The organism is Robbsia andropogonis, assembly GCF_034047095.1.
Taxonomy (GTDB): domain Bacteria; phylum Pseudomonadota; class Gammaproteobacteria; order Burkholderiales; family Burkholderiaceae; genus Robbsia; species Robbsia andropogonis.
The window spans coordinates 41566-60839 of record NZ_CP139170.1; the positions used below are offsets into that span (position 1 = coordinate 41566).

Sequence of the window (19274 nt, forward strand, 5' to 3'; positions counted from 1 at the left end):
CAGTACGCGGCCCACCCGGCCGCTATCGAGACCTGTCATCGCTGCCCCCGCTTACGGCTTGCGGTCCGTGGGACGGGCCGACGCATTGCCAGCGCTTCCCGACGCGGCATGCTTGTCCCGCGCGCCGTTGCCGTTGCCATTTCCATTGCCGTTGCGCGGCTCGGCAACATCGTCGAACGCCAAGCCTCGATTGTGTGCCGCCAGCTCACGGCGCCGGCTGGCCCGACCACGTGCCACCGCCGCCACGAGCAGGACGATCAGGAACGCGACGAGCAAGGCCAGCGGGATAACCCAGCTCAAGCGCAGACGGGCCCATGCGGCGGCCTTGGCCAGCCCGCTGGCATTGATGCCATCCAGGTTATTCGTGTCCAGCCCCTTCAGCAGGCCGGTATGATCAAAGATCGCGACATTGCCAGGACCGATATCTAGGTTATTGGCGATACGCACGTCTCCCGGACCGGCGTGACGATAAACAATCCCGTAGTAATCCCCAGCATGTTCAACATCGACCATCCCGACACCGGCATCCGCACCATCACGTCGACCCATCCCATTCGCGTCCCATATGACGCGGTTGTCCGGTGCGGTGATCTTCATCCGGTCGTTCGACAGCGCCAGCGGCGAGTCGGTCAGATCATCCATCGGCGCATCCACTGCCAGGAAGGTGCCGGAGAGGCGCGCCTTTTGACCCGCGGGTACGACGGTCAACGTGGCGTGGTGTGGCGAGACCATGGATACCGTTGCCAAGCGGCTCACGCGCGCGAGGCTGTCCGGTGCGCTATCGAGATAGGCCTGCGGGACGATCACGTCGACCCCATCGGCAAAGCGCGCTGCCATGCCGGTGAAGTCCGCGGTTGGCGTGGCGGTACCCAGTTGCAGGTGGCTCGTCGGCAGGATGGCAACCGGCCCGCCCTCTGAGTTACGGCAGCCTGTGTTCGATTCGCGCTCGAAGTGAATGCGCAGTTGGCTACGCGCCCGCAAGGTGTATTGCGGGATGTCCACGCTCAGGCGTTGCTCGCGACCATCCATCGTCAACAGCTTCGCGCCAATCAGCGTGTCGTTCATGAAGACCGATGCGACCACCGGGGTGTTTTCACTATCCGGCGTGCCGGCAAGGTCGAGGACGACTTGCTTTGGCGCTCGCCCCTTCGAACTGACGGCCCCGAGATCGAACAACGCCGACCAATCGGTCACGCGTTGAACGCTTACCGCTTGAGGTTGCGCGCCGAGCGCCGCCAGTGAGATACGGTCGCTCCGACCGACGATGGGATTCACCGCGTCGTGCACGATCAGATTGTTCGATACATTGATCGGACGCCAGATCGATGAGAACGTATCCACCGCCTTACGGTCCGCCAGCACGATGATCGCCTGGCCCGCCACATGCGCGACCCGCGCCTGCCCCGGATCCAGCGGCGCCGTCAAACCGCCCAACGCCCGGCTACGCCACGCGTCATAAGCGGCCGTCGCCTGCGGACCGGCCACGCCAACCTGCAAGCGCAGTGCATCGGATTCACGGTTGATCTGCGTACGCAACGCGTCGTCCATGACGACGAAGTCCGCGGGAAACGCCCGAGCAGAACCGACGACCAGCAACGCCGCGGCTTCGGCGTCGTTTGCCAGCGTATGGTTGCCGCTTCCGTTCAAGGCCGCAAACGCCGGGATCGCACGCAACGCGGCCGGAACCGTCACGTTTGACAGATTAATGGTGTCCCCGGTCTTGGGAAACGCGTGGAACCGTGGTGCGTTGCCGTCCTGCTCCAGCAATGTGCCGATACGCCAGGCAGCGTCAAACGCACCCGACGATACGTGGCTCGCTCCCACGACAACCGACGGCTCACGCGGCAGCGCGCTCCATGCGCCACGGAGGTCGCGGATCGCGTTGGTGTCGTAGGTGTAGTTCAGGCGCGTGTTCGTATCCACGCGTAGGATGTTGCCGCGGAACGGCTGGTTCACGCAGCGGTCGACATCTAGGATCGTCCACCAGCGCACCCCTAAACGCAAAAAGCCACGAACACGCGCGGCACCGCTGACACCCAATAGCTGCCCGGCATCGCCATCCGACGCGGTGATCCCGCGGGACGATACCGGGGAACCATCCAACGACAGCACCAACGTGGTCCGGCCACCGTCGCCACGCAGATAGCTGCCGTCGAACTGCAACGTCGGCTTGCCCAATGGCACGCCTTCCGGTACGGGGAAATAGTATTCGCGCACGCTGCTAGTGGTGTCCAGCGGGTCCGTGTCCGGCACGCCGAGTTGCCGCAGTGCGATGGAGCGACTGACGAGGGATTGACCGACCCCGGCGAAGGCATCGGCCACACTGCCATTGCCACCGACCGGCGGGCTTGGCCGCATGTCGGCCGCCGCTATCGCCGACAACGGCGATGGCGCCCCTGATGGATTGCTCGCCGAACCGATCGTCGACGCCGGGAGCGCGGTCGGTGCCGATGCACTTCGTGCCTGTACCGACTTCCTGTTCCCTTCATGTGCATGGCTTGGCGCGGCCATGACCACACCCTCCGCGCACAGCGCCGATACCAATGTCACGCCAATCGCGTTTCTGAAGACCGAACGTGCTTGCGAAGACAGGAAAACGGCTTTCAAGGAGACTCCTTCATTGGCAAAAGGTTAGGCAACGAGGCTAACGCCCACTATCAGCGTGGCTCTGGATCATGCCGACACTTGCCTCATCTCAAAAACGCAAGGGCGGCACGGGCGATTTGATCCGGCACGACGCAACGGACGTTGCCATACGACGAAAGGCAAACCGCTCTTCGTGACCGGCATGCAATTCTTGAGGACCATGCTTACGCGATAGCGCGAAACAGCGGCGCGACGTTGCTCTGCGCCGTCATTGGCACCGGGACGAACTCCCGCACATCACGTCCGGCCAGCACCGCGGCGATCCGTTCACAGGCGTGACCATCCCCGTACGGGTTGATGTCGAATGATGCGCTCGTCGCATCAGGGTCCGCCATCGCCATGCGTTCCAGGCAGGACAACACACCGTTGCGAATGGCCTTGCGGTTCGTGCCTACTAGCCGCACGATGCCGGCATCAACGGCCTCCGGACGTTCGGTCACGTCGCGCATCACCAGTACCGGCTTGCCCAACGACGGCGCCTCTTCCTGGATGCCGCCGGAATCCGTCAGGATCAGCGCGGCGCGCTGCATCAATCGTACGAAGGCCAGATAGTCGAGCGGTGCGATCAGATGCACATTCGGTGCATCCGAAAGCATGGCCCGCACAGGCTCCTGCACATTCGGATTCAGATGCACCGGGTAGACGATTTGAATACGCCGGGTCTGCGCAAGATCATGCAGCGCACCGCAAATCTGGTCGAACCCGTCGCCGAAGTTTTCACGGCGATGGCCGGTGACCAATACAACCGGCAGTGACGGATCAAGCGCCGGGAGCGCGGCGTCGAGACGCGCGCGCAGTGCGGTATCGGATCCCAACTTTTTTCCGATCATCCGCAATGCGTCGATTACCGTATTGCCTGTCACGACGATCCGGCCATTCAGGGACTCCGCCTCCAACTTGTCCCGAGCAGATGGCGTAGGTGCGAACATTAGGTCGCTGATCACATCCACGACGCGCCGATTCATCTCCTCCGGCCACGGCGAGGCGAGATTACCGGTACGTAGTCCAGCTTCCACGTGCGCCACGGGAATCTGTCTGTGAAAAGCCGCCATTGCGGCTGTCGTGGCGGTGGTGGTATCCCCATGCACCAATACACGATCAGGACGGTATCGGACCAGTACATCGTCCAATGCCGCTAACATCCTGCCTGCCAGTGCGTTCAAGGACTGATCCGTCGTCATGACGGAGAGGTCGATGGTCGGCGTTATCTCAAAAATAGACAGCACTTGGTCCAGCATCGCGCGATGCTGGCCGGTGACACACACGATGGACTCGATGTCCGGCTCTTGCCTGAGGCGATGGACGAGCGGCGCCATTTTGATGGCCTCCGGTCGCGTCCCGAAGATCGACAGGATACGGGTAGTCATGCGGGCTTCCCTGATTCTTGGAATCTTTGGAGGATGCGGATCGCGCGTTGAAAACGTCCTTTGGCCAATCCACTCCGAACGTCTGTGTACATCATAGGCACGGCACCCGAAAAACATCCCGCCCCTACTTACGGCGTTGCCATCGATAAATGCAATAGGAATTTGATTTGAAAGACAAATGCGGCGGAGCAACCGATTTGTTATGAAATGTATCCGACGCACACACGACACGTAGCGTCATTTGCTTTGCCTGATCTTTCGGCACATTCCCTTATTTCATGTGCCATGGCAAATCAACACGATTGCCTCAGCAGCCGTGTTCCCCGGACAAAAGGCGGTGGCTGTCGAAGGAGAAGATATTTTCCGCATCACGCATTGCGCGCCGATCCGGTGCCAGGACCGCGCAATGGATACTGTCGGGCCCTTTTGCCAGGTCTGTCAAAAAGCCCCGACGTCGATCCGGGATCACGAAACGGCGCCTGCCTCCGTATCCGCGGTTTCCGCAGAACCCGCGCTGAGCAACCCGAAGTGCGATTCAAGATCCAGCTCGGCTTGACGCAAGACAGTCAAGGCTGCCTTGGCCGCCGCATCGGGGTCCTTCGCCTCGATGGCGATGCAGAGGTCCTGATGCATGGGCAGTGAGCGGGCAGCCGCACCAGGTACCTTCATGCCGATATCGAAACTCGCCTGGAGAATGGCCGACATGGCGTTCTGCATCTGCTGGACAAACTGATTGCCGCACGCTTTCAGCACGACCCCATGGAAGGCGACATCAGCAGGCACATAGTTGTCGACATCGCTTTCCACCGCGCGCGCCATCGCGTCGTAGGCAACACGCAAGGCGATACGATCCGCGTCCGTTGCACGGATGGCGGCCATTCGGGCGGCGGCCGGCTCGATCAGACGACGCAGTTCGAGCAGGTCCGCAACCAACGCGGCATCGATCGCGCCGGTTGCCGCACGCCAGCGCATGACGTCCGGATCGAACAATTGCCACTCGGAACGAGGCAGCACCAGGGTGCCCGACTTGCGGCGCACCACCAGCATGCCTTTCGCTGTCAGGGCCTTGACAGCCTCGCGGATGGTGATGCGGCTGACGTCGTATTGCTGCGCCAAAAGCGGTTCCGGCGGCAACAAGCTCCCGGGGGGCATATCCCCGGAACAAATGCGTTCACCAAGACGCCTGATTACCTGACGATGTAAGGTCTCCATCCTGCCCCCGCTTCTCATTTCACGGAAGCGGATATGTCCGCTTCTGCCAATACAGCCGGGCTTATCCGCTCCTCGACCAATGACACGAGTGTACCCGAAGGCTTTCGTTTAAAAGGCGTCGCTACGTATTGGCCAGTTGTTTAAAACGCGAATAAGCAACACCCTCGGTTGCGAGCCACCGCGCGTTTGCCCCGCCTATTTGGCATTTGAGAAAGCACCTAAAAAACCCAGCGTAGAATCTCCTTTTTTACCTGCTCATATCGTGGCAGCGCGATCACGCCAAGCAACGGCGCCACGCGCCTACCTCCAGGAGTATTCTCATTGACCGGCCTAGCCGCCCCCTCCGCCGTACTACTCTCGTTGTCCCTCTGTTTATCGATCGCCGCAATGGTCTGGCCGCATATGACGTTTGCGCAGGACCACCGCACCGCATCGCGCGCGCATCCTCGCCCGGCAAAGCCGCGCGTGGTCGCGCCTGAAAACGCGCGTCGGTCGACGCGCGAAACCCATTCGGGCAGCGCACGGCACGGCGTCAAACGATCGATCTCGAGGCCAACGACGAAAGTCAAGCGTCCGCCGCGACCGCATCACCATCAGTCTCCCAAAGCACGCCCTTCCCGCGCCGCACGCGCAACGTCTCCACAATCGCGTGCGGCAACGGCACGATCGGCTCGTACGCGCGCATCCACGAAACATAAAACGGCGCAGCACGGCCGCGCGCGCCAGCATGCGGCGCATCGCCGGCATTCGCCCGACACCGCGGCGCCGCAGGTCTCGAAATCCGCGGCGGCCGCCGCGGCCCTGCTCGGCGCGACCGCGGAAGCACGCGGCCGGGTTCAAATGACCGCGGCCGATAACCGCTCCGGCGCCGGTCCGGCGCTTCTGTCACGTTGCGGCTATACCCCACACGCACGCCATCGGCTGCAAACTGCATCCATCTATGTGCGTGACGTGCGGTCCGGGAAGGTGCTGCTGGAGAAGAACGCGACGCGCGTGCGGCCCATCGCGTCGCTATCAAAGATGATGACGGCGGTGGTGGCGCGTGATGCGCAACGGCCGCTGTCGAGCAAACTGACCGTGACCAATGCCGACCTGGACGACATCAAGCACACGCATTCGCGCCTAAAAGTGGGATCGACTTTGTCACGCAACGATATGTTCCATATTGCGTTGATGTCCTCGGAGAACCGGGCGGCCGCCGCGTTGAGCCGCGACTATCCGGGTGGACGCCCCGCCTTCATGCAGGCAATGAATGCGAAGGCCCGCGCACTCGGCATGCGCCATACGCATTTCGACAATCCCACCGGCCTGTCGCCGCGTAATATCTCTACCGCGGTCGATCTCGCCAAGCTGGTCGACCATGCCATGGAGGATCCGTTGCTGCGGCGCTTCAGCACCGACAAGTGGAGCATCGTTCATCCAGGACACGGCGAGCTTGTGTATGTGAACTCCAATCGACTGGTTCGTTTGAATCATTGGCCCGTGGCGTTGCAAAAGACCGGCTTCATCAACGAAGCGGGCCATTCGATGATGATGCGACTGGACGTGGACGGCCGACCGATCACAATGGTGCTGCTCGGCGCACCAACGCCGCAAGGCGATGTGAACGACGCCATCATGATCCGCCGCTGGCTGACCTGTTCACTGAAATGACGCGCGACACGCTCCCGTACGTGGCGGGCACAATGACAAGATCGATGAATGAAAGGATTCCATGCGCTATCTGACGACCACCGGAACTGCGACACATCGGCGTACAAGACCGGCGAGGCGCCATGCCGCCTTCAGGACGTATGCAGCGGCCGTGACTGCGGCGGCCGCGATATTGACGTCGTCCGCGCACGCCGACGAGGCCGCGCCACGGCTACGCGTTATCGTGCCGACTGCTTTCGCCTACTCGGTGCACGATATCGTCCGCTCATTCACTGCGCGTACCGGCATACCGGTTGCCGTACACGTCGCCACTGCCGGGAATATCCCCGCCAATGTGCGCGACAATGCGCATGACGCTCCGAAAAGCGACGGCGTGAAACAGATGGTTGCCAATACGGGCGCTGCCGCGAGTAGCGCTGAGGTTACCGCGCAGGCAGCAAGCGCGGGCAAGGCGCGGCACAATGGGAGCTTACGCAAAGGCTCGCCCACGCCCTATGACGTTGTCATTGCCTCCGCTGCCGACACGACACAGATGACAGGGCAAGGCTTGCTCGCGGCGGACAGTCGCACGATGCTACCCAAGATCGGCATCGGCATGGCCGTGCCAAAAGGACATGCCATTCCCGACATCCACGACGTCAATGCACTGCGCGACGCACTGCTGTCTGCCCATACGGTTGTTTTCGAAGATCCGGCGATGGGCGGTCCCAGCGGCGCGAATGTGGTCAAGTTGTTCGACCGGCTCGGCATTGCGGACCAGATGAAATCGCGATCAAGGATGATTCCGCCTGACGATATCAGACATGCTTTAACCCATTCCGGCGCGGACCTGGCAATAGAAGAAGCACGCTTGCTGCGTGACGCGCCCGATATGCAATATGTCGGTGATCTGCCCGGAACCGTGCAATATTTCACTCGGTACGCGGCGGCGGTCACCACCCGATCGCCCCACAAGACGGAAGCACGCGCGCTGTTGTCGTTCATTGCCTCCGGGTTGTCGCCACACGTTCAAGTCGATCCTTGACTGACGGGCGGCGTCGAACAAGCGCACATCACGGTGCCAGGCCACGGCGCCACGGTCCTTACCGCCAATATTTCTCCGCCGGTCATCGCACAAATCGCTATTCTTTTTAAGATACAACGGTTTGACGCGCCCGCGTCCCGCCTCTCAGGCATCGAACTTGCTCCCTGTCATCCTTGAAAGCCGTCAGCGAACGGCGACACGGCCCGATGTTGTCTTCGGGCCTGATATGAGGGCTCCCACGAGGTACCCCTCTCTCCGCTCTACTTCATTCCAGGACGACTATGTCGAACGACATCACTCGCCGACACCACGCCGGCACCGCTGTCTCTCGCACCCCGCTCGGACCGCATGCGGAATCACGACAAGGTGGTGCCGACACGCACAGGCACGCGCCATTGTCGGACGCGCCTCCTGAGGCGAGCGGCGACGACCATCAACCTACATTGACGCGTCGCTCGTTCATGACATGGGTCAGCGTCAGCGGCGTGGCCGTCTCTCATCTGGCGCACGCCGATACCATGCACGCCGATGCACCGCTGCCATCCGAACCCGACATCGCCACGCACACGCAAGCCGAGGCCCCGGTAGGCGACAATGCCGTTCCCGTGCGCTTCACGCTGAACGGCAAGGACACGGCGCTCAAGCTGGACCCGCGCACGACGCTGCTCGATTGCGTGCGCGAATCGCTATCGCTGACCGGCACCAAGAAAGGCTGCGACCACGGCCAATGCGGCGCATGCACGATCCATGTCAATGGTCGACGCGTTAACGCCTGCCTCAGTCTTGCCGTCGCGCATGACGGCGACACGATTACGACAATCGAAGGCCTTGGCGAGCCGGGGCGCCTGCATCCGATGCAGCAGGCGTTCCTGGATCACGATGGTTACCAGTGCGGCTATTGCACCTCCGGACAGATCATGTCCGGCGCGGCCCTGCTAAACGAGCCATGCGGTGCCAGTGACGGTGCGGTGCGCGAAGCGATGAGCGGCAATCTGTGCCGCTGCGGGGCCTACAAGAACATCGTATCGGCCGTGCAATCCGTACGCATCATGCGCAAGGCCTGAACGGCAGACGGCCTCACCAGCTGCGCGTCCCGTCGTCACGCAACGCCGCGCCGCCAGGAAGGCGGGGCTCCGCTCCGCACCATGTCATCTATCCAGGAGTGCCAGAATGCGCACCTTTTCCTTCAACCGCCCCGCGGACGCCACGGCCGCCATCCATGCAGCCGCCCGGTCCGCCACCGCGCAGCAAGGCGCAACCGTCCGTTTTCTTGCAGGCGGAACCACGCTGATCGACCTGATGAAGCTCGACGTCGAGCAACCGCATGAACTGGTCGACCTGAATCGCCTGGGCAGCTCCGACCCGCGCTTCAACCAAGTGACGCAGCGCACCGACGGCGCCTTGGTCATCGGCGCAATGGTTCGCAATGCGGAGCTCGCCCATCATCCGATCGTTCAGCGCAGCTATCCGGTGTTGTCACAGGCGCTGCTGTCCGGCGCGTCGGCGCAATTACGCAATATGGCCAGCACCGGCGGCAATCTGCTGCAACGCACCCGATGCATGTATTTTCGAGATACGACAATGCCGTGCAATAAGCGGGTACCCGGCAGCGGCTGTGCCGCGCGCAACGGCGCAAATCGGATGATGGCAATCCTTGGCACCAGTGCGCAATGCATCGCGAGTAACCCCTCGGACATGAACGTCGCGTTGGTGGCGTTGGGTGCGACGGTCGTGATCCGGGGGCCGCAACGTGAACGCGAGGTGCCGATGGATCAATTCCATCTTCTGCCTGGGGATACACCGTCGCAGGAGACGGTGCTGCAACCCGGGGAGTTGGTGACGGCGGTGGTACTGCCGCCGCCGTTGACAGGTACGAAATCGATTTACCTGAAGCTGCGTGATCGCGCGTCCTATGAGTTCGCCTTGGCGTCCACTGCCGCGATCGTGGCATTGGATGGGGATCGGATCCGCTTCGCCCGCGTGGCAATGGGCGGTGTGGGCACAAAACCCTGGCATGCGGTGGAAGCGGAGCGGGTGCTGAACAATGCGCCGGTAAGCGACGCAACATTCGCCGCGGCCGCCGATGCCGTACTGGTGCATGCACAGCCGCAATCGCAGAACGGTTTCAAAGTCGAGATGGCGCGTCGCTGCTTGATACACGCGCTGAACATCGCCAGCGGCCGCGTTGCCGGCGCAGCCAGCGTATGAACCGAGAAAGGAGCGACACAGTGAGAGATTCCTATCGCGACATGACAATGGCCGTGGGCAGCGCGATCACGCGCGTGGACGGCCCCTTGAAGTGTACAGGCCGTGCGCACTACACATCCGACCGCCGCCTTGAAGGCATGTTGATTGCCGTGCCGGTGAGCGCCACGATTGCCAGGGGCGAATTGACCGGGCTGGATACGCGCGCGGCAGCGGCCATGCCCGGCGTGCGCGCGATCCTGACGCACGAGAACATCGGGGGCTTTCATCGCGTCGACAAGAAGACCGGTGTCAAGATCGATGAAACGCGACCGCCGCTCGATGACACAACCATCCGCTACTACGGTCAATACATCGCGTTGGTGGTGGCCGATACATTCGAAGAAGCCAGCGCCGCCGCGTCGGCCGTGCATGCCACGTACCAAACGGCAGGCCAGCCGAACGTCGCCATGCGGATGACTCCCGACGAGCAGCCGAAGGTCGGTAGCGAACGCGGCGATGTAGACGGCGCATTCGACCGCGCCGACGTGAAGATCGACTCCACCTATACCACGCCGATCGAAACGCATAACCCGATCGAACTGCATGCCAGCGTGGCGGTCTTCGATGGCAGCCATTACACGCTGTATGAGTCGACGCAGGCGATTGTCAATCATCAGGGCGTGATGGCGCAGATTCTTGGCGTGCCGAAAGATCATATCCGCATCATCACCGAGTACCTGGGCGGTGGTTTCGGCGGCAAGCTATGGCCATGGACGCATACGATCCTTGCCGCTGGTGCCGCACGCCAGTTGCGCCGCCCGATCAAGCTCGTTGTCAGTCGCAAGATGATGTTCGAAACGGTCGGGCATCGGCCGAACACCCAGCAGCGGATGCGGCTTAGCGCAACGCAGGATGGGCGTTTGACATCATTGCAGCAGGACTATATCTGCCATGCTCCGGCGCTCGACAAGCGTACCGAGAACTGCGGTGAAGCCACGCCGTATCTCTATTCCACGCCGAACCTGCGCGTGACCGGTGCCACCGCCCGGCGCGATATCGCGCCCGATACGTCGATGCGGGGGCCGGGTGCGGTGCCCGGCCTGTTCGCCGTCGAGTCGGCAATGGATGAACTCGCGCTGGCGCTGAACATGGACCCGGTTGCGTTGCGGCTCAAGAATGAGCCCACCCACGATGAAAGTCTCGGCGTGCCATTCTCGTCGCGACATCTGGTGGAATGCCTGCAACGCGGCGCGGATAAGTTTGGCTGGGAGAAGCGCGATCCGGCCATCGGATCGATGCGCGGGTCAGCCGCACCCAACCCGATCACGGGCGTGGCAGGTGACGAGATCCTAGGCTGGGGTGTGGCGTCGTGCTCATGGATGGCGATGCGCGTGCCGGCGCAGGCGGCAGTCGCCTTCCGTGCCGACGGCACATTGCGCGTGTCCAGCAGTACGCAGGACATCGGCACCGGTACCTACACGGTACTCGCACAGATGGCCGCGCAGCAGGCGGGGGTTCCGCTATCCCAAGTAGTGGTGGCCATCGGTGATACGCAGTTGCCATCAGGTCCGTTATCGGGTGGATCGATGGCAACCGCATCGCTGGTGCCAGCGGTCTCGCTCGCGGCACGCGACGCGGTGCGACAGTTGCTGCAGGTAGCGGGCAAGGCCGCCGGGACACCGTTTGCCGGCAAGACGCCCGCCGATCTGGGCTTCGGCGAGGGGCGCGTGCATCTGCGCGGGCAACCGGCTGCGGCGGGCATGCCCTTCGCGCAGGTGCTGCGCGCGGCACAATTGGATGGCGTGCGAGGCGAAGGCAAATCGGGCGCCAGTGCCAGCGACCCCGGCGCGAAACAGGTATCCATCCGTTCTTACGGGGCGCACTTCGTGGAAGTGGGCTGGCAACCGGAAATCGCGCGACTCCGCGTGCGGCGCGTGGTCACCGTGATCGATGGTGGCAAGGTCATCAATCCCAAGACGGGTGCGAACCAGATCGAAGGCGCGATCATGATGGGCGTGGGCATGGCGATGTTCGAGCGTACCGAATACGACGAACGCAGTGGCGCGCCGATCAACAGCAATCTTGCCGACTACATCGTCGCCAGTAATGCCGATACGCCAGATATCGATGTGACCTTTCTCGATTATCCGGATACCGCGCTGAACGAACTCGGCGCGCGCGGTATCGGGGAGATCGGTCTTGCCGGCTTTGCCGCGGCGGTGACCGCAGCCGTGCATCACGCCACCGGCGTACGCGTGCGGGATTTGCCCGTGCATGTTGAAACACTGCTGGGGTCGACCGTGACCGCTTAGCATGGCGGCAAGGCAAGCGTATGAACAGCGGCTTGTGCAGCGGCGCAGGCCGTGGTGCTTTTGGGGATGGCATTCTGGCTCTGGCGGTAGGCGGGAATGTTGTTGGCCCATGCGGAGGCATGCGGTTCCAGGGCGATGGTAGGCTCGCTGGAGCCGAGCCACCCTTTTTGCCGTTACGTGTTACCTTGCGGCTATCGTCGGCACCTGCCGGGCGCCGCCCTCTTCCGCATCGATATCATCCGTGTCCTCCTCCCCAACGCACGCCGCTTCTTCCGATTTCGCAGCCACGGGCGACGATACGCCGCCGATGCACGTCAGCACGTCGTCTATCGCAAAAGCGATTACAGACGCGCAAGCGCACGCACAGGCAGGTCGCCTCGACGAAGCGCGGCGTCTATTGCGCGATGTCATTATGCAATCGCCGGAACACGTCGACGCGTTATCCGGCCTGGCGTATCTCACAATGCGTCGCGGGCACGACATCGACGCCTTCACCGAAGCGGCACGATGGTTCGACCGGGCGCTTGCGGCGCAATCAGCGCGGCCAGGTATTTCGGGAACGCAGGAGCGCATCGGGCTGCTGCGAGACGCGGCGTTGACGCACCAGCATGCGGGGAATCTGATCCAAAGCCGCACCTTGCTGGTCGAACTGCTCACCCTCGCGCCCACGCCGGAAAACCTGCTCGCCCTGGCGATGGGCCATATTGCACTACAAGAGCTGGACGCCGCGCAATCATTGCTTGAACGCGCGATTCGCGCGCAGTCGAACGCCTGGGAGTTGCATTACAACAAGGGAAGGTTGCTCGGCATGCGCGGCCGTTATGACGATGAAATAGCCGCTTATCGCCACGCACTGCGACTCGCACCGAACGCGGTACCGGTACATGTGAACCTAGGCGTTGCCCTGCGGGATCTCCATCGTTTCGATGATGCAATGCAGGCATTCAAGCGCGCCGCGCAACTGGACCCATCGAGTGCGGCAGCACGCACCAATCGGGCGCAGACCAACCTGATGCGTGGCGAATTCGAACACGGCTGGCGTGAATATGAATGGCGTTGGCGCGAAGGACCGCCAACGCGGCCCGCATTTGCCGATGATCGTAATCAATGGGATGGCAAAGCGGCTTTGGCAGGCAAGACAATCCTGCTGTTCGCGGAACAGGGTTTTGGCGACACGATGCAGTTCGCCCGGCTGGCCCTGGATGTTGCCCACCGGAAACCCGCCCGGATCGTGATGCGCGTGCAAGCCGCACTGGCATCGCTTTTCCTGCAATCCCCTCGATTCGCCGATGCGGGGATCGAAATTCTGTCCGATGACGCACCGGTGCCCCTCTTCGATGTCCAGGCCGCGTTGATGAGTCTGCCGCATCTGCTGAACCTGCGCGTGCAGACCATTCCGGCGCCGATACCGTATCTGTCGGTGCCGGCAGCGTCGGCAGCGGGCCTGTCCACCAAGATCACCGCGCCCACGACGACGCACCGCAAGCGTATCGGTCTGGTCTGGCGCGGTAATCCGCACCACGTCAACGACGCCAATCGATCGACGACGCTAGCACAGTGGGAAGCGATGCTGCGGGCCACACATACGGGTATCGAATGGACTGCCTTGCATGATCGCGTTCCTGATGTTGAGCAGCCGTTGCTACAACGGCTTCATGAAGCAGACGTTCTACGCGATGTCCGCCCTGCATTGACGTCGTTTGCGGACACGGCGCGAGAAATCGCGGAGCTCGATCTGGTGATCAGCGTGGACAGTGCCGTGGCCCATCTTGCCGGCGCCATGGGAAAGCCGGTATGGGTTGTCCTGCCGTTCACACCGGACTATCGCTGGCTACTGGATCGTGCCGATACACCCTGGTATCCACAAGCGCGCCTCTTCCGGCAGACACATCGCGGCGAATGGGTGCCAGTCTTCGAAGAGATAGAACGCGCGCTTGCAAGCTAGCGGCTTGAGTACGTCGCCATGCCTTTTTGGCACATGCCCTGACCTCTCGCCCGCCATCGATAATTGCCGCGGCTAAAAATGCACGCTATCCGGCAGCGGTGGTGAATCCGTGGCATCGGTAGCCGACGGACAACGGCAGTTTGCCAAGCCGATCTGGGCAAGAGTCCAAGGAGTGAATTGCATTCCGAGGACCAGATCTTCGCCCCAATGCTGGCAGTTCGCTCTGTTACATCCCGCCAATGCTGGTACGCCACGAATTATCTTAATACGTGTCCCATATCGTAAATACCTATCGGTATCACCTCTGTCGACACGTCTGTCAACATCGAAATTCTTACAAATACTTTGGTACAATCATCTCGAAAATCAGCACTTCTTAGAAGTATTTCTTACTTCCAAAGGGATTTTCTGACAGTCAATCCCGTAAATCTTGCAGGATGTCGATCCATTCGGTGATGCAGCATGAACCTATCTGAGATAATTAGTGCGATTCAGTCGTCGTCACTGACGCAAATCAACAGTCCTATCAAGCTCCGTTGGGGTAGCCAGAATAAAGCCCTCGGACAGGCCCTGTTGCCTCAGCGGATTGATATTCGGGAAGGGATGTTTACGGGTATCGAGGGGCACATCACCTGCCTGGCCACGCGATCCGACCTGCCCCTGAATTCCTTCATCGGCATGCCTATTTCGGTGCAGCTCGTGACGGATCTCGGGAATCTGCATTCCATTAATGCGATCGTGACGGATGTCCGCTCGGGCGAGTCCGATGGTTCGTTGGCCAGCTACCAGATCACGGTTCGCGATGCCCTGTCCATCATGGACGGCCGAGTCAATACCCGGGTATTTCGCGCCAAGAGCGTTCCGGAAATCCTGGGGGTGCTGTTTAGCGAGTGGCGCTCGCGCAGCACGACCATCGCGTCGGCGTTCGACTTCGACCTATCGGGCCTGAGCTCCGACAACCACCCAAAACGAGAGTGCACGCAGCAGCTTAACGAGTCCGACAGGCATTTCGTCGAGCGCTTGTGTCGGCGTGAGGGGATCAGTTGGTACATCGCCGCTGGAGCGCGCGATCAAGGCACGGCAAACGCATCAACAGGCAGTTCTCCAGTACACACGCTGGTGCTGTTTGATTCGAACGCAACGCTGAAACAAGGGAGCGTCGCGGAAGTGCGTTATCACCGCAACGCGGCAACGGAAGAGCGAGACGCGATCACGCAATTCTCGCTGTCTCAAAAATTGATCCCCGCGGCCGTGGACAACGGCTCGTGGTGCGGTAAGGATGTCCGCATGTCGCGCGTTGAGCGCCCAACGACTATCGATCAGGGTACGACCGGAAATGACCTGGCTAAATTGCTCACCAATAGACTGTGGGATGCCCCCCACGCCGGGGACAGCAATGCGCATTTGACTCGTATGACCGACGCACGCATTGCCGCGCTCGAATTCGAGTCCATGCTCGCATCGGGTACTAGTAGCGTGCGAGACCTGACTGTTGGCACCTGGTTCAAGATGGTCGGACATCCCGATCTGACATCGCTGGATGCCAAGAAGAAGCTGTTCGTGGTCGTCTCCGTGCACCACAAGGGCGAGAATAATCTGCCGAAGGAACTGAACGAAAAAGCCCAGGCATTGTTCAAGGCAACCGGCTGGGCATCCCCGTTGGGAGGTGACTCAGGGGCGAAATCCTCCACCCGTGTCAGTTCCACACAGTCCGTTGAAACGAGATATGAAAATCATTTCACGGCAGTGCAACTCGACGTTCCAATTCGGCCCAGCTTCATACCCGAGGTGCACCTGCCACGGGTCTACCCACTTACTGCCATCGTTGTCGGCCCTGAAGGGGAGGAAGTGCATACCGATGCGCTAGGAAGAATCAAGGTACAACTTCAAGGACTGGATTCGGCAGACCACGAGCACGCCAGCGGCGCCGGTACCAGTGGCACCGACATCGACAGCGCCTGGGTGCGTGCTAGCGGGGCGTTGGCGGGGGATCGCTTTGGGAATACGCCGCTTTATCGGGTTGGCACGGAGGTGGTTATCGATTTCCTGAACGGCGATCCGGATAAGATGTTTATTGCTGGTGTCATGGCGAACGGCAGAAACGCGCCTGCCGCGTTTAGTCATGTTGGATCGCTGCCCGGCAATCGGTATGTTTCCGGGACGAAGACCAAGGAAATCAGTGGGCAACGATATAACCAATTGCGGTTTGACGATACGCCCGAGCAGATCAGCACGCAGTTGGCCAGCGAGCACGCCCATACGCAGTTGAATATGGGTTATTTGACGCACCCTCGGACCGACGGTGCGGGTGATGCGCGAGGGGAAGGCGCAGAGTTGCGAACGGACGCGGCTGCCGCCATTCGCGCGGCGAACGGGGTATTGATTTCGACGCATGCCCGCGCGCAAGCCAATGGGACGCACCTTGATCGCACAGAGCTTATTGAGTTAATGACCCTCACAGCGAATCTGGCAAAACAACTCAGTAGCTACGCGGCGCAACACGGCGGTGCGGCCCACGACTTATCGGGACAGGATGCCTTGGTGAAGTCTGTGTCGGAATGGGACAGCGCAAGCACCGCCTCTGGTAATGCCGTGCTTGCGACCGACTCGCTGGATGGGACCGTACACGCGACACCCAAATCGCACGCCGTACACGCCGGTGAAAACATCGACCATGTCGCGCAGGCGAACTTTCAAGTGACAAGTGGTCAGTCGCTCAACATGGTGGCCGGCAAGGGAGCAAGTGTCTTTGCTAATTCCGGTGGCGTAAAAGCAATAGCGAATCAGGGGCCGGTTACGATCCAGGCGCAATCCGACACGCTCGAAGTCGCCTCTGAGAAAGCATTGCGAATCGCCAGCAACAGCGATGAAATCACGGTAAGCGGCAAAACGATCAAGCTGATCGCGGATGATGGGTCCTACATCATCATCGGCGACGGTGTGACAATCGGCACAAAGATGGGCGTGATCGTGAAGGCCTCCGAGCATAGCTTCGAAGGCCCGACACATTTATCGCGCGAAATGAATCAGTGGTCGCAAGCCGGGTATGACCAAAGAATTCGCATGCTAATGCGGGACGGTTCACCGGCTGCAAGTCAAAAGTACGAAATTCATCGAACCGACGGCGCCGTGATATCAGGCGTGACCGATACAGATGGATGGGCGCAGGTTCAGAAGGGCGTAAAGATGGAAGGGGCCAAAGTCGTTTGGAAAGGCACCGCTTAGTGCACAAATCGATCAAGGCCACAACTCGTATTTAGGCTTATCACTTAGGTCCGTATTCTTCAAGGATTGATATGGCGGATTCCTACGCTATCCCATTACAAACCGAACACGCTGGGGATGGGTGTGTCTCAAGTAATTTTACGCTGACACCAATGTCGGATACGTCACATTTAACGTTGCGCATCCCACCTAATAACATTGTGCCCGTCATTTTTGTCCCAGGCATCATGGGGTCGAATTTGGTTAGTAAAGACGGGAAGTCGCAGGTCTGGCCGGCCTTCTCTTCGTCTCGTCTAGCGACGCGTTGGGCGTTTCGTTCCGCAAGCTCACGGGAAGACGCGCTGTCCTCCGACGTAACTGCTCTGGATCATAACGGACCTTGGTTCGGCTACAGCGCTACTGTAGGGAATGAGAGCGAAGGTTTAGCGCGAGGCCAGGGAACCGTTTCAAAAGAATTCTATGGGAACTTCGTTGTTTGGCTCGATAATGCCTTGAACGGCAATCAGACCATATTGGGCCCCACTAATCCGTGGTTTCCTTTTGTGGCCTCACATAATGAAAGTAGTGCTTGGTACCCCGAGAAAAAGTTTGATCCGATGATGCCCCGCGAAGCCATTGACGCCTGGAGTAAATACTGGTGCCCAGTTTACGCGCAGGGCTACAACTGGACACGGACCACTGCCGAAAATGGTCGACTGCTCGCTGCAAAAATCAAAGAAATTATAAATTATTGGTCGTCAAGACCGCATAAACCAGTCTGTGAAAAGGTTATTTTAGTTAGCCATTCGATGGGAGGACTAGTTTGCCGCGCCGCTATTGGTCATGACGATGACAAATTGCTAGGCAATGCATCCGATAAAGTTGCAGGCATTGTCCACGGTGTTCAACCGGCCACCGGCGCCCCCGCTGCCTATCACCATTGTCATCGAGGATATGAAGGCAAAACTGGCTTTGTGCTGGGAGATAGTGGAGAGAAAGTATCGGCAGTCTTCGCAAATTGCCCAGGTGCCATTGAACTTCTACCAAACCAACTCTATACAGTAAATGGGAAGAAAGGCTGGCTTAAAGCGTCGATATCTTCGTCTGTTCCGGTCGCGAACTTCTCAATACCTCTAGCTGATCCGTACAAAGAAATCTACGCCAAGCGGACCCGCTGGTTCCGACTGATGAATCCCGCATATGTTGACCCATCGAATAGGTACGGTAGTAATGATGCAGCATGGGGCGTATTCATGGCGAACCTTCAAGTAGCACAGGATTTCCATTATGCGCTACAGGCGCAATACCATCCTAATACGTATGTTACGTACGGTGCTGATACAGCCTATCCAACGTGGAACACTATTACGTGGAAGGGCTGGGCAGCGGCCGATGGTGGGTTAAGCCCGACAGACTTGCAAAATGCAGATGTTCATTTTGTAGACGACAAGTTCACCGTTATACGCTCCGCGTCAGGCAAAGGCGGTGCATCATTAAAGGTACCCAACGCGGAAGACTTGGGTAATGGGGAGATAGGCGATGGTACTGTCGCGGCATCGTCTGGAGAGGCACCTTTCAAAGACGGTGGTGTAAATGTTAAGCAAAGTTTTCGCATGAGAGGCTTCGAGCATCAGGGCGAATATAACAATGAAAATGTTCGAATGGCGACACTTTACGCGATCGGAAAAATACTTTCATCACTTGCATCAGAACAAGGATAAAGA

The 19274-nt window shown here is 60.2% G+C and carries 11 protein-coding genes; 8 read left to right on the top strand and 3 right to left on the bottom strand.

Translation table 11 applies throughout. The annotated features are described in order from the left end of the window. Positions 1 to 51: 51 nt before the first annotated feature. The 3 genes from SJQ66_RS13850 to SJQ66_RS13860 all read right to left on the bottom strand — a co-directional run bounded on the left by SJQ66_RS13850 (position 52) and on the right by SJQ66_RS13860 (position 5225). Positions 52 to 2607, bottom strand: a complete 2556-nt coding sequence (locus SJQ66_RS13850; protein ID WP_320534896.1) for a cellulose biosynthesis cyclic di-GMP-binding regulatory protein BcsB — start codon at positions 2605 to 2607, stop codon at positions 52 to 54. Between the two features lie 203 nt (positions 2608 to 2810). After that, a complete protein-coding gene (wecB, locus tag SJQ66_RS13855) occupies positions 2811 to 4013 on the bottom strand; it encodes a non-hydrolyzing UDP-N-acetylglucosamine 2-epimerase (RefSeq protein ID WP_320534897.1) in 1203 nt (400 codons plus the stop codon). A gap of 465 nt (positions 4014 to 4478) precedes the next feature. Further along, the gene (locus SJQ66_RS13860; protein WP_024905700.1) at positions 4479 to 5225 is read right to left on the bottom strand and encodes a FadR/GntR family transcriptional regulator; all 747 of its coding nucleotides are present in this window, start codon (positions 5223 to 5225) and stop codon (positions 4479 to 4481) included. A gap of 321 nt (positions 5226 to 5546) precedes the next feature. Between SJQ66_RS13860 and SJQ66_RS13865 the strand changes: the two genes are divergently transcribed. The 8 genes from SJQ66_RS13865 to SJQ66_RS13900 all read left to right on the top strand — a co-directional run bounded on the left by SJQ66_RS13865 (position 5547) and on the right by SJQ66_RS13900 (position 19271). Continuing rightward, positions 5547 to 6878 carry a serine hydrolase gene (locus SJQ66_RS13865; RefSeq protein ID WP_236693402.1) on the top strand — a complete coding sequence of 444 codons (1332 nt, stop codon included), beginning with the start codon at positions 5547 to 5549 and terminating at the stop codon, positions 6876 to 6878. Positions 6879 to 7029: 151 nt separating this feature from the next. Next, positions 7030 to 7902, top strand: coding sequence for a substrate-binding domain-containing protein (locus SJQ66_RS13870; RefSeq protein ID WP_157685726.1), 873 nt, complete (start codon positions 7030 to 7032; stop codon positions 7900 to 7902). A gap of 461 nt (positions 7903 to 8363) precedes the next feature. Continuing rightward, a complete protein-coding gene (locus SJQ66_RS13875; RefSeq protein ID WP_081765190.1) occupies positions 8364 to 8966 on the top strand; it encodes a (2Fe-2S)-binding protein in 603 nt (200 codons plus the stop codon). A 106-nt stretch (positions 8967 to 9072) separates the two neighbouring features. Then, entirely contained in the window at positions 9073 to 10110 is a 1038-nt protein-coding gene (locus SJQ66_RS13880; RefSeq protein WP_046152390.1) for an FAD binding domain-containing protein, read from the top strand. 20 nt (positions 10111 to 10130) lie between these two features. Beyond that, complete coding sequence (locus SJQ66_RS13885; protein ID WP_320534898.1) at positions 10131 to 12401, top strand: xanthine dehydrogenase family protein molybdopterin-binding subunit; 2271 nt, start codon at positions 10131 to 10133, stop codon at positions 12399 to 12401. A 241-nt stretch (positions 12402 to 12642) separates the two neighbouring features. Beyond that, positions 12643 to 14346 (top strand): tetratricopeptide repeat protein, encoded by a 1704-nt coding sequence (locus SJQ66_RS13890; RefSeq protein ID WP_253464224.1) that lies wholly within the window; start codon positions 12643 to 12645, stop codon positions 14344 to 14346. A 462-nt stretch (positions 14347 to 14808) separates the two neighbouring features. Continuing rightward, complete coding sequence (locus SJQ66_RS13895; RefSeq protein WP_253464225.1) at positions 14809 to 17571, top strand: type VI secretion system Vgr family protein; 2763 nt, start codon at positions 14809 to 14811, stop codon at positions 17569 to 17571. A 71-nt stretch (positions 17572 to 17642) separates the two neighbouring features. After that, the gene (locus SJQ66_RS13900) at positions 17643 to 19271 is read left to right on the top strand and encodes a lipase family alpha/beta hydrolase (RefSeq protein ID WP_253464227.1); all 1629 of its coding nucleotides are present in this window, start codon (positions 17643 to 17645) and stop codon (positions 19269 to 19271) included. The last annotated feature ends 3 nt before the right edge of the window (positions 19272 to 19274 follow it).

Bases quoted from the DNA above. Each gene is read 5' to 3' on its own strand.
- wecB (WP_320534897.1), bottom strand. From the start codon at position 4,013: ATGACTACCCGTATCCTGTCGATCTTCGGGACGCGACCGGAGGCCATC.
- SJQ66_RS13895 (WP_253464225.1), top strand. From the start codon at position 14,809: ATGAACCTATCTGAGATAATTAGTGCGATTCAGTCGTCGTCACTGACG.
- SJQ66_RS13860 (WP_024905700.1), bottom strand. From the start codon at position 5,225: ATGGAGACCTTACATCGTCAGGTAATCAGGCGTCTTGGTGAACGCATT.
- SJQ66_RS13880 (WP_046152390.1), top strand. From the start codon at position 9,073: ATGCGCACCTTTTCCTTCAACCGCCCCGCGGACGCCACGGCCGCCATC.
- SJQ66_RS13900 (WP_253464227.1), top strand. From the start codon at position 17,643: ATGGCGGATTCCTACGCTATCCCATTACAAACCGAACACGCTGGGGAT.
- SJQ66_RS13875 (WP_081765190.1), top strand. From the start codon at position 8,364: ATGACATGGGTCAGCGTCAGCGGCGTGGCCGTCTCTCATCTGGCGCAC.